The following is an 11,693-nucleotide window of genomic DNA, read 5'->3' on the forward strand; positions in this document are numbered from 1 at the left end:
CCACCGGCGTGGTATTCTCCGCCCGCCCCCAGGCGTCGTGGCCCGCCCGGTCAGACTTCACAAACCGCACGGGCTTGAGCCAGGGGTGGCCCTCTGGTCGTAACCCGAATTGTTCAGCGATCTCACGCTCAAACAGATGAACCTGTGGACAAGCAGGAGTGAGCGACGGAAAGGTTTCCCCCTCCACCCGCATCCGGGCGACCCGGAAATTTCCATCATCCCGGCAGGCCAGCACGGCCATGAGCTCCACCCCTTGCCCATCTTCAGGCAAACGCCCGAAGAAAGCCGCCACATGCGCACCATCGGCCACGGCATCAATCAGGGAACTCCTGAATACCGCCCCCTCCAGCCAGGGGATCTCGCTCCGGGCATGTCTCTCTCCGTTATGAACCGGCAACCACTTCAAAATGGATGTCATGGATGTCCTCCCTCCAAGTACGCCGCAGCCTGTTGCAGAAGGGTATCAAGTGAATGCGGAATCCACACTCCCAACGCTAATGCGAACACAAATAAGATAATGATCGGAATCACCAATTGCGGGCGGTCGCGATAGGGCGTCGCCATCGCCTTGGCCGAGGGAGCCCCTTGAACCACCCGCAGCACCGTCGCCCCCATCCCGATAAACACAATCGCCAGCAGCGCCAGGAAAAGACCGGCCACCCAGTATTTACCGGCGTGAATCGTCCCGATCAGAATGGTGAATTCACTGATAAACGGACCGCCTGGCGGCGACCCGGTGACCATGAGAAATCCCGCCAGAAAGAGCGGACCGGAAATCGGCAACCGCTGCATGGCCCCACGCACGTCGTCCGTGCTTTTGCTCTCGTAAGCTCGATGGATATTACCCGCCGACAGAAACATGACACCTTTGGTCAGGCCGTTGGTGATCATATGCAGCAGAGCGCCATAGGTGGCCACCCCGCCGATCCCGATCCCAAGAACAAGAATGCCCATGTGCTCGACACTGGAATACGCCAGCATCCGTTTAAAATCGCGCTGCCGGATCACAAACACCGCCGCCACTGCCATGGAGAGGAGTCCAATAAAGATGAGGATCTCCCGGGCAAACGCCGCTTCAGGGGCATTACTGCATATCTGATAGAACCGGAGAATCGCAAGAAACGCACAACTCGTCACCCCGCCAGCCAGCAGGGCGCCAACCAACCCCGGCGCCTCCCCATAGGCATCCGGTTTCCAGGTGTGCATCGGCGCCAATCCCATTTTGGTTCCATACCCCACCAACAACAGAACGAACGCCGCATGCAGCCAGGGCGCCGAAAGCCGGGGTGCCAAATGAACCAGATCCTCCAACAACAACGTCGGCTCCAAGCCCTCATGAATCGACGAGTACGCCAAAAAGAAGGTGCCCAGCAGGGCCAGAGCAATACCCACTGAGCCAATCAATAGATATTTCCACGTTGCCTCGAGCGAACGGGGACTGTGATTGAAGAAAAGTAATGGCGCCGTCGCCAGGGTGGTTGCCTCAATGGCCACCCACATCAGTCCGAGATGATGAGCCATAATTACCAGCGTCATCATCCCCAACATGGCCAGCAGACAGGCGCAAAATACCCGGTTGGAACGTTCCTGCCGCAATGCCAGATAGGCGGGCGCATACAGCGAACAGAGAAAAAAGACCGTGCTGACAAATCCCAGCACCAGCGTACTGATGGGATCGAGGACCACCCAGCCCTTCAATGCCGACACGGGCTGCCCCGTCACCGCAAAGCCGGTCAGCAGAAGATGCGTCAACCCCCCCATCGGCACCAGCCAGGGGCGCCACCGGTTGGAGGGAGTGGCCGCCGCCACACAAGCAAATACCAACGGAACTAGAAATAGAAACCAGGCCATTTTTACTCCTTTAACTCAGACAGCATCTGGGTACTCACGGAGGAGAATTCCCTGCTGATTTTATGAATGATGATGCCCATGACAAAAATGGCGACAAACAAGTCGAGCAGCACACCCAGTTCCACCAGGAACGGGATCGCTTCCATCAGGAGCATACCGAAAATAAAGACCCCGTTCTCCAGGATCAGATACCCCACGACCTGCGTAATGGCCTTCGTGCGCGTGGTCAGCATCAGAAACCCGGTCAGCACCGTGGAGAGCGCTGCCGGAACAATCAGAGAGCCCACATCGCCGTGGGCTATGGGCAGGGTTCGGGCGAACAATACCGCCAACCCCGTCCCTACCGCCCCCAGGAAGAGGGAAGCGATGAACCCGACGATCGGCTCCACCTCGCGCCGGATCACCACATCCCGGATCGCATCAAAAAGCATGCGGGGAATCACCACGCCTTTGAGGAGGATGGTCACCAGTGCCATCATCGCCACCCATAACACCAGGGAACCATGCGCGAGAGCGATCAACACACCCAGAAGCATGCCTTGCACCGCGACGGCTTGGATGACCGTGCGCATCCGGCTCGCCCCCAGCGCCACAAAGTTGAGCAATAGCACCAGCACCAAAATAGGATCTATAAATTTATTCATCTTCTACCTCAATAATAAGATCACACCAAAAACCGACAACAGGCAGGCCGCCACGAGAAACGTGGGCACAAATACCATGCGGAAACGTGCCATCACGGATTCCACTACCCCAATGACCACCGCCAGAATCAATATGCCCACCACAAACAAACCCCAGTCGGCCCAGACATTAGCAGCCTCAAACGGGGCCACAACACGCAACAGAACCGCGCCCATCACAAACAGTTTCATCGCGGCACCATACTGGATCATTCCCAGAGCCGGCCCACTATGATCCAACACCATCACCTCGTGAATCATCGTAAGTTCCAGATGCGTATTCGGATCATCAAAAGGAATGCGCGAATTCTCCACCAGCAGCACAATAAATAGACTGGCCGCCACCAGAACCAGTGACGGGGCCGCCACGCCAGCGCCCAGCGGGAACGTCCCATCCAGCATGGTCGTCAATGAAAGGGAGGCCGACAACTTGGCCAACACCAGAAAGCAGAAGAAGAGGGCCGGTTCGGCCAGACATGAGAAGGTGACCTCCCGCGCCGCACCCATTCCCTCAAAAGCCGACCCCGTATCCAGCGCAGCCGATGCTGTGAAAAACCGGCCCAACGCAAAGAGGTAGGCGAACAGAATCATATCGCCGGCAAAGGATACCGGCGCGCTATGGCCCCCAAACGGAATCAACATCCCTGCCAGCAACACCGTGGCCAACCCCACCACAGGACCTGCCCGGAATACCCAGGTGGTGGTAGTGCTGAATACCGAGCCCTTTTTGAATAACCGGATCAAATCATAATAGGGCTGCAGGAAGGGGGGCCCATTCCGTCCGCCGAATAATGCCTTGGTTTTACCAATGACACCCAACAACAGGGGCGGCAACACCAACAGTAAGAAAATGTGCACTAAAATTTGACTCATAAATACACCCTCACCCCAACCCTCTCCCCTCAAGGGAGAGGGAGATAGTTTCACTTATCTCCACAGCAGTAACACGATCAGAAAAATCACGATATACGCCAAATAGGCATGGATATTCCCTGCCTGAAAGAAATGGAACCGCGACGAAATCCTGACCCCGATCTGGTAGGCAGGTCTCAACACCTCATCCAACACCACATCCATCACATGACTGCGAAAATGCATTCGTCCCGGAAATACCGGTTGTTTTTCTGAAACAAGCACTTCTGGCCGCAGTACCCATACAAAAAAGCTGCCGAGCATCTGCGCAAACGAGGAAGCCGTGTACTGCATGTTCGGGGTCGGTGCCGCATACCCGCAATCCCACGTTCCCGCCGCCGTCACCCGGCTCCGGTGAAGACGCCTCACAAGCCCCAGACCGATCAGGAACATCAATCCAATCAGGGTAAACGCCACCATACTGATCCAGCCCAGCGGGGCCAGCGTTCTCAAGGCCGGCAGCTCTGCGTTCAGGCCGGGTACCCACGCCGCAATCCCCAGCTCCAATACCAGGCTCACCGCCCAGGGAAACAGTCCTATACAAAAGCAACAGACAGCCAACACCAGCATCGACCCGGTCATGACTCTCCCGGATTCATGCGCATGACGGGCGGAATCAGACCGGGCCACCCCGAGGAAAATTGCCCCGAACGCCTTCACAAAACAGGCTACGGCCAAAGCCCCGATCAACGCCAGCATGGCAGCGGCAAAGGCGGCCACCCCCCATGACGGTTCGGCCCCTATTCCCAACGTCCTGAACAAGCCCAGATAAATCAGCAATTCGCTTACAAATCCATTCAGGGGTGGCAAGCCGCAAATAGCGACCGCGCCCACGGCAAAAAGCAGGGCCGTAAAGGGCATCACGGCCGCCAGTCCCCCCAGTCGGTCAATCACCCGGGTATGGGTGGAATGAATCACCGAACCCGCGCTCAGGAATAGCAGGGCCTTAAATAATCCATGATTCCAAACATGCAACAAGGCCCCAGCCAACCCCAGCACGATCCACGCCGTCACGTGCAGAGACCTGCCCGCCAGCGCCAGCCCGAGGCCCATCACAATGATACCGATATTTTCAATACTGTGATAAGCCAGAAGCCGTTTGAGATCATGCTGGCCCAGCGCGAACACAACTCCCAACACGCCGGACACTGTCCCCAGCACCAGGAGCGTGCCGCCCCACCAAGCCGGAGGATCGGGCAGCCACGAGACCATGCGAACCAGCCCGTAAATGCCGATTTTAATCAGCACCCCCGACATCATGGCCGAGACATGGCTCGGGGCCATGGCATGAGCGCTCGGCAACCAGATATGAAACGGCATCAGTCCGGCTTTGAACCCAAACGCCACCACCATTAACATAAAGAGCACCGTTGCCATCGTGGGAGTCACCGCCCCGGCGGGTAATGCCCCCAATGCAAACGATCCGGTCGCGACATACCAGATCGCAAACAGCGCAAAAAGACAGAGGGTGGAAAAATGGGTGATCACGAGATACAGCATCCCTGCATCCCGCACCTCCTGATCATGATCCTCTGTGCTGACCAGAAAGAACGCACTCAGCGCCATGACTTCCCAGGCAAACAAAAACAGCAGGGAATTCGCTGCTACCGCCACCCCGGCCAGCCCCGCTGTGACCAGCCCGTAAAATACCCGCAACTTCCGCCCATTGCCGGAATGCTCCGCCTGCGCCCAATACTCCAGCCCATAAATTGACCCGAGCGCCGAAACCAGAAAAATGGGAATCAGGAAAATGACTGCAATCGCATCAAGCCGCATGACCGGAAAGAGTTGCGCTGGTGACCATAGCGCGACTAAAGCGCCCGTAATGCCAAGGGCCGACCCCAGTACTGCCAGCCTCATCGCCAGCCACTGGCCCGCCGCCGGATCACGACGCAGAAATAGACCCGGGACACCGCTGAAGGCATGACACGCTATCCCTAATATGACCAACCATTCACTCATAATTTAACCATGACCGAATAACCTGCCAGGCAAAAGCCAGCAGGAGCACAACAACGAAATACATCATGTAAACCTGGATCTTCCCCTGCTGCAACCAACGCAGTCTGGCAAAACGACCTGCGAGCCAGTTGAATAAAGGCTGATACAACACCCGGCTCAGGGTGTCCGGGTAACTTGTGGTCATTTTACCCGCAACAGGAAATACCTCTCTGGGGGCCACCACATGAGTTTTGGGGCGAAACGATTTTAAAAATAAACGCGACACCATCATTTCTGAAAATGATTGACCGGTATATTGCATACTCGCCGCCGGTGCCATATAGCCGCAGTTCCAGGTCGTATCCGCCGCCACCCCACCGCGCCGTCGTGCAAAGACAAAAAATAACGCCACCAACCCAATCAATCCCCAGATCACCAAATTCACGTCACCCAAAACCGTAAGCGCAGAAGAGGCACTTAAGGCGGCCTCAAACGGTCCCACCGATAAGCCAAAGACCTCCCCAATCACGCCCTCAAAGGCCTTTACAAGAACGCCGGGGATAAGCGCCGCCAGAATGCAGAGTCCGGCGAGAACGGCCAGGGGGGCCGTCATCCAGCGCGATGACTCATGGGCGTGACTCGCTTCGTCACTACGAGGTTCCCCCAGCAGGACGATGCCCACAAGCCTTACGAAGCATAACAACGCCATGGCACCCACCAACGCCAATAACCCAACTCCCAGCAGCATGATCACACTACCCCCACCCGAAAACTCCATGCCCCCGTGAAGCAGCGCCAGATAGATCAGCCACTCGCTGACAAACCCGTTCAATGGCGGAAGGGCGGCAATCGCCACCGCACCTATCACCATGGCCGTACCCGTCCGGGGCATGCGCTTCATCAAGCCGCCCAGCCGCTCCATATCCCTTCCTCCAGCCCCATGCATCACAGAGCCGGCTCCGAGAAACATCAGGCTTTTCATCAGGGAATGATTCCAAATATGTAGAAAAGCACCCGCCAAGCCCAACGCCGCCACCACGGGGTGCTGGCTGGTCAGCCCCCACAATCCAATGCCCAACGCCAGCAAAATGAGGCCCATATTTTCGATGCTGGAATAGGCCAAAGCCCGCTTCAGGTCGCGCTGAAACAACGCAAACGATATTCCTAAAACGGCGCCGACAAACCCGATGGTCACAAACATGGGACCCCACCAGACCGCCGGGGTGCCCAGAAACATCATGACCCGGAACAACCCATAAAGCCCCAGCTTGATCATCACCCCGGACATCAGTGCCGAAACATGACTTGGCGCCGCCGGGTGTGCCTCCGGCAACCAGATATGCAGGGGAACCATGCCCGCCTTGATCCCAAAGCCAACCAGCGCAAGTAACAGAATCACCCGTCCGGCCATGGCACCCGGCACAACAAAGGTGTCAAAGTCGAGCGACCCCGAGGCGCGGCCCAAATACAAAAACATCGCCAGTAAGAAAGCCGCCCCAACATGCGACGCCACCAGATAGATCCATCCGGCAACCCGGACATCCTTTTTTTCGTGCTCAAAGGTCACTAGGAAAAATGCCGACACCGACATCACTTCCCAGGCCATCATAAAGAGAACCGCCTGGCGCGCCAACACCACCAAAGCCATCGCGGCCACAAACAGATTGAAGAAAAACCATGATGCGCCAAGCATCTTGCGATCCCGATACGCCAGCAGATAGTTGCCCCCATACACAGCCGCCAACGCAGAGAGCCCGAAAATAGGGATCAGGAAGAAGGCAGATAAGGCGTCCAGCTGGATATAAAACTCACCCCCCGGCACCGCCCACGGCATACGGAACGACTCGACTCCACCCCCCAGCAATCCCTGAAAAGCAGGCCCCAATCCCAGTAGACACCCCACTACGACCGACCCCACGCCCAACCCGGTTGCCCAACGGGGCGAGCGGCTAAAGATCAACGAAAGCCATCCGCCACACAGCATGATTGCCAAGGCTATCAGCATGATATTCATTTTTTAAGAGCCCGCAACGTGGCAAGAATCTCTTCACGGGGCGCCTGCCGATTCAAAACAACCTTAACCGCCGGATCCAGTAACGCCGAAGCCAACCGTGAAAGCAGATAGAGGTGAACCCGGACCGTCGGAGTGACCAAGGTGAACAGGGTGTGGACCGGTTGATCATCAATCGCACCAAACTCCACCGGCTTTTCGAGAAAACAGAGACAAATCGCAGGGTGATTGACCGAAAGAACAATCGGATTACGAACATGGGGAATAGCCACGCCATCGCCAATCCCCGTTGATGCCATGGCCTCGCGCGCCATGAGCACCCGGAGCAGGAAGTCCCGATCCATATCAGAAGGTAACTTCATCACCTCCACTGCGGACCGCAATACGGACTCCTTGTCATTCCCCGCCACGCGGTAAAAGATCCCCCCCGCCTCGATCGAATCAGCAAGATCCGGCATCAGTTCGATGGAGGTATCGGGCTCCTGAAAGATTTCCGCGGAAACATTTATTTTCTGCGCATTGGCCCATTCCAGGAGCTCAGCCCGGTTGAACCGGTACTGATCGTTGACCTTGTACGCCGGAAGTTGCCCCTGTTGAATCCACCGATAGATGGATTTCTCAGAAACATTCAGAATTCTCGCCACATCATGAACACCTAGTTGCATGGTTTCACCAAAAGTATTGATTAGACATTTGAGGACATTAAATACGCCCGTGTCACTTAAAAGTCAATTGGGTGATATGGAAAAGTCAACGAGGAGGTGGGGGATGTTCGGCCATTACTTGCGGAGGAATAGCTGCGAGACATCTGCCACAGGGGGGTGTGGCATCATCAATGACACGCACCACCTCGCTCGTTGACGAGGCAGATCATTGCAAAATGCATTTTTTCATCAATCAGGGAGTCCCTGATTGTTACATCAGGGTTTTCCACATGAATCGATCACCTCACATTTGGAATATTTTTCACTCCGATCGAGAAATCGTTGACATTCTCATATAAATTTATTAATGAGTGAGTGCTTACTTTTTAAAGAACTAGAGTTTTGCCATGTCCAGACCAGTATCCATACAACCTGATGCGATTCTTGAGGCGGCCCGTAAGGTCTTTATGACCCACGGGTACAAAGCCAGTACCGCACTTATTGCCAAGGCGGCGGACGTGTCAGAAGGATCTCTGTTCAAACACTACAAGAGTAAATGCAATCTATTCCTTGCCGCCATGAATGTGGACGGGAATGTCCCCTCATGGAGTGATTGCCTACTAACGTCCGCCGGAAAAGGCGATATCCGGGCCACGCTTGAAACAGCGGGAACGCAGCTTCTCAAACACCTTCGCCTGATTTTGCCCCGCATCATGATGATCACTTCAAGTGGTGTTACTATTCCCAAGCATCATTCTCCGGATGAACTCCCTCCGCCTATTCAAAAAATGGAGGTGCTGTGTAGATACTTTAACTTGGAAATCAAAGCCGGCCGCATGGAAATGGAATCCCCGGAAATTCAGGCTCAGGCTTTTCTGGGAGCCCTTTCTCACTACGCCTGGTGCGAGACGCTGTTTGGCTACACGCCAGCCGCCCCTGATGACTATATCCGTAACGTTGTAGACATTCTAGTAAAGGCCACTCATACCAAAAAATCGGGTCGAAAATTATGAAAATACTTTCCCTTCAATTACTCTCCACCTCCCTGTTGGCTGGTTTGATCACCGGTTGTGTGCAAGCTCCTCCGCCCCCTTCGGCTACCACGGCCTGGGATGCGCCCAATGATGCCCACCGCAAGGATCTCGTCTGGGAAGCCGTGCGGGCCGAGACGCCCACCGACCTTTCCAAGCCTCTGTCTCTACCGGATATCGTGGATCTGGCCCTTCATAATAATGCCGCCACCAGTAAGGCCTGGCAGGAAGCCCGCGCGGCTTCCGAGCAGGTCCGGTTCGCTGAGGGCTACTTCATGCCCAGCGTCACCGCCGGGGCGGGAATGACCCGAACCACCACTGATGCCCGGCCCGAAAGCTTTAGCCAGAACAATCTGACTTATGGGCCCAGCCTGCAGTTGAGTTATCTTGTTTTCAACTTCGGCGGGGGCCGCAGTGCTGCCGTTGAACAGGCGCTCCAAACCGTTTATGCCAGTAATTTTGCCTTTAACCGAACCATTCAGGATACCCTCCTGACCGCTGAGATCGCTTATTATAGAGTGATCAGCGCCCAGGCGGCGGTGGAAGCGGCCGCCACAAACGCCTCGGACACCAAGGTCATCCTAGAAGCGGCAACCGAACGCCGTAAAGCTGGTGTCGGCGTGGATCTGGAAGTGCTTCAAGCGCAAACCCTTTACGATCAAACACTTTACGCGCTGGCGAATGCCCAAGGACTGCAAAAGATCAGCTGGGGCCTGCTGGCGCAGGCCGCAGGGCTGCCGGCTGATACGATGCTCCACATCGCCGCACCCTCCACGACTATCCCCGTATCGCTCTCCAACCAGGAGATGCGGCACTTTATTGATGCCGCCCTGGAGCGTCGTCCTGATCTTGCCGCCTTGCGGGCTTCACTGGCCGCCCGGGAAGCCGCCATCAAGGTGGCAAATGCCTCCCGTTGGCCCTCCCTGTATCTCAATGGCTCAATCGCCCGCGACTACTATGAACCTTATGGCCTGAGCAATCGCGAAACTTTCGCTAATGACTGGTCCTATATTGGCGGCGTGAGCGTGAAGTGGAATATCTTTGACGGCTTCCAGACCTTGAGCACAAAACGCACTGCCGAAGCGCAAGCCGAAGCCACCCGTGCCCAACTCAAGCAGGCGGAACTGGGCGCGAGCGCGGAAATCTGGACCCGTTTCCAGAATTATGAAACCGCCCTGCGATTGCAGGACTTCAGCCTCTCCGCCTTAACCAGCGCCACGGCGGCACAGCAACTGGCAATCGATAGTTATAAATCAGGCGTCAAAAGCATTCTCGACGTCCTGAGTGCCGAGACCCAACTTGCCCAGGCCCGTAGCCAGCAAATTGTTGCACGACAGGAAGTTTTCACGGCATTGGCTCATTTGGCGCATGCCACAGGATTAATTGAGAAAGGGATCAAGTAAACATGAAGAACACCATCCGTTTGACCACCACTGCCATCACTCTCACCGCCCTCGTGCTTGCCACCAGCTCCTGCGGCAAAAAGGCGGCCGCCCCGTTTACTCCGCCACCGGTCATGGTCATGATGACCCCGGCGATCCAAGTGGATACCCCCATTATCATCGCCACCTACGGAAATACCCAGGACAAGGAGAGCGTGGATATCATTCCTCAAGTCTCAGGACAACTCATCAGCGTGTTGTTTGAGGAAGGTGCCGTTGTCACCAATGGTCAACCGCTCTTCCAGATTGATCCGAGGGACTATCAGACGCGAGTGCAACAGGCTGAAGGCATGATCGCCGCCGATAAGGCATCGCTGGAACTTGCTCGAACCACTGTCGCACGTAACCAGCCACTTCAGGAAAAACAACTGATCTCACGGGAACTGTTTGACGCCATCAGCAACAAGGTCACCTCCCTGGAGGCACAGCTCACCATCGATCAGGCGGCGCTTGAACAAGCCCGGCTTAACCTCTCTCGCTGTACCCTCGTTTCCCCGATCGACGGCCTTTGCTCCAAGCGTTACGTGGATGCCGGGAATCTGGTGGCGGCGGGAGCTTCACGCCTGACCAACGTCCGGAACAACAGCCCGCTTCGTCTGGAATGCACCATTTCCGAGCAATATCTCCCCCAGATCCGAAAAGCTTTGGCGGCAGGCCCCATCGCCGTCGAACTCACTCCCCGTGGCGACACCAACAGTTACCAGGGCACCCTCTCGTTCATGGATAATGCCGTGGATCCCCTGACCGGCACCATCCTGCTCCGGGGTGAGGTACCGAACCCGAATAGAACGCTGTGGGCCAAACAGTTTGTCGACATCCGCATCATCGCAACCGTCATCCCGAATGCCATCCTGGTCCCGGAAAGCGCCGTTCAGTTTGGCAAAAATGGCCCCTACCTCTATGTCGCCAATTCGAACAGTGTTTCCGAACTACGCCCGGTAAAGACCGGTGTGCGGCACAACAACCTGCTTCAGATTTCTGAAGGCGTCCAGGCGGGCGAATCCATCATCACGGCAGGACTCATGATGATGCGGCCCGGCGCCACCGTCATGGATGCCTCTAAATTACCGGCGGCAGCGACACCGCCTGCGAAAACAGAAAAGAAATAAACCCATATACTGCCAAGATACCCCTCACCTTAATCCTCTCCCGCAAGGGGAGAGGAAACAGAATAGAGA

The 11,693-nt window shown here is 56.0% G+C and carries 10 protein-coding genes; 3 read left to right on the forward strand and 7 right to left on the reverse strand.

All coding sequences use genetic code 11. From position 1 onward, the window contains the following. The 7 genes from WCI03_01735 to WCI03_01765 form a co-directional block, all read right to left on the reverse strand. Window positions 1-418: NADH-quinone oxidoreductase subunit C (locus tag WCI03_01735; GenBank protein MEI8138569.1), on the reverse strand; the 418-nt coding region annotated here is incomplete at its 3' end. Continuing rightward, window positions 415-1,851, reverse strand: a complete 1,437-nt coding sequence (locus WCI03_01740) for a proton-conducting transporter membrane subunit (GenBank protein MEI8138570.1) — start codon at window positions 1,849-1,851, stop codon at window positions 415-417. The genes WCI03_01735 and WCI03_01740, both read right to left, overlap by 4 nt. Window positions 1,852-1,853: 2 nt before the next feature. Next, window positions 1,854-2,495, reverse strand: coding sequence for a hydrogenase (locus tag WCI03_01745; GenBank protein ID MEI8138571.1), 642 nt, complete (start codon window positions 2,493-2,495; stop codon window positions 1,854-1,856). A gap of 3 nt (window positions 2,496-2,498) precedes the next feature. Continuing rightward, complete coding sequence (locus WCI03_01750) at window positions 2,499-3,407, reverse strand: NADH-quinone oxidoreductase subunit H (protein ID MEI8138572.1); 909 nt, start codon at window positions 3,405-3,407, stop codon at window positions 2,499-2,501. Window positions 3,408-3,461: 54 nt separating this feature from the next. Beyond that, window positions 3,462-5,408 carry a proton-conducting transporter membrane subunit gene (locus WCI03_01755; GenBank protein MEI8138573.1) on the reverse strand — a complete coding sequence of 649 codons (1,947 nt, stop codon included), beginning with the start codon at window positions 5,406-5,408 and terminating at the stop codon, window positions 3,462-3,464. Next, entirely contained in the window at window positions 5,401-7,392 is a 1,992-nt protein-coding gene (locus WCI03_01760) for a proton-conducting transporter membrane subunit (protein MEI8138574.1), read from the reverse strand. The genes WCI03_01755 and WCI03_01760 overlap by 8 nt, the downstream gene beginning before the upstream one ends. Before the next feature lie 5 nt (window positions 7,393-7,397). After that, entirely contained in the window at window positions 7,398-8,063 is a 666-nt protein-coding gene (locus WCI03_01765) for a PTS sugar transporter subunit IIA (protein ID MEI8138575.1), read from the reverse strand. A gap of 386 nt (window positions 8,064-8,449) precedes the next feature. Here WCI03_01765 and WCI03_01770 point away from each other — a divergent pair, with 386 nt between their 5' ends. The 3 genes from WCI03_01770 to WCI03_01780 are packed head-to-tail and all read left to right on the forward strand — an operon-like array spanning window position 8,450 to window position 11,624. Beyond that, window positions 8,450-9,055 (forward strand): TetR/AcrR family transcriptional regulator, encoded by a 606-nt coding sequence (locus tag WCI03_01770; GenBank protein ID MEI8138576.1) that lies wholly within the window; start codon window positions 8,450-8,452, stop codon window positions 9,053-9,055. Continuing rightward, window positions 9,052-10,476: a TolC family protein gene (locus WCI03_01775; GenBank protein ID MEI8138577.1), complete on the forward strand. Its 1,425-nt coding sequence runs from the start codon at window positions 9,052-9,054 to the stop codon at window positions 10,474-10,476. The genes WCI03_01770 and WCI03_01775 overlap by 4 nt, the downstream gene beginning before the upstream one ends. A 2-nt stretch (window positions 10,477-10,478) precedes the next feature. Beyond that, window positions 10,479-11,624, forward strand: a complete 1,146-nt coding sequence (locus WCI03_01780) for an efflux RND transporter periplasmic adaptor subunit (protein MEI8138578.1) — start codon at window positions 10,479-10,481, stop codon at window positions 11,622-11,624. Window positions 11,625-11,693 lie beyond the last annotated feature (69 nt).

It is taken from the genome of bacterium (genome assembly GCA_037143175.1).
In the GTDB taxonomy this organism is placed as follows: Bacteria; Verrucomicrobiota; Kiritimatiellia; order CAIKKV01; family CAITUY01; genus JAABPW01.

Coding starts and splice junctions, on each gene's coding strand:
- WCI03_01740 (MEI8138570.1), bottom strand. CDS start 1,851: ATGGCCTGGTTTCTATTTCTAGTTCCGTTGGTATTTGCTTGTGTGGCG.
- WCI03_01745 (MEI8138571.1), bottom strand. CDS start 2,495: ATGAATAAATTTATAGATCCTATTTTGGTGCTGGTGCTATTGCTCAAC.
- WCI03_01750 (MEI8138572.1), bottom strand. CDS start 3,407: ATGAGTCAAATTTTAGTGCACATTTTCTTACTGTTGGTGTTGCCGCCC.
- WCI03_01755 (MEI8138573.1), bottom strand. CDS start 5,408: ATGAGTGAATGGTTGGTCATATTAGGGATAGCGTGTCATGCCTTCAGC.
- WCI03_01760 (MEI8138574.1), bottom strand. CDS start 7,392: ATGCTGATAGCCTTGGCAATCATGCTGTGTGGCGGATGGCTTTCGTTG.
- WCI03_01765 (MEI8138575.1), bottom strand. CDS start 8,063: ATGCAACTAGGTGTTCATGATGTGGCGAGAATTCTGAATGTTTCTGAG.
- WCI03_01770 (MEI8138576.1), top strand. CDS start 8,450: ATGTCCAGACCAGTATCCATACAACCTGATGCGATTCTTGAGGCGGCC.
- WCI03_01775 (MEI8138577.1), top strand. CDS start 9,052: ATGAAAATACTTTCCCTTCAATTACTCTCCACCTCCCTGTTGGCTGGT.
- WCI03_01780 (MEI8138578.1), top strand. CDS start 10,479: ATGAAGAACACCATCCGTTTGACCACCACTGCCATCACTCTCACCGCC.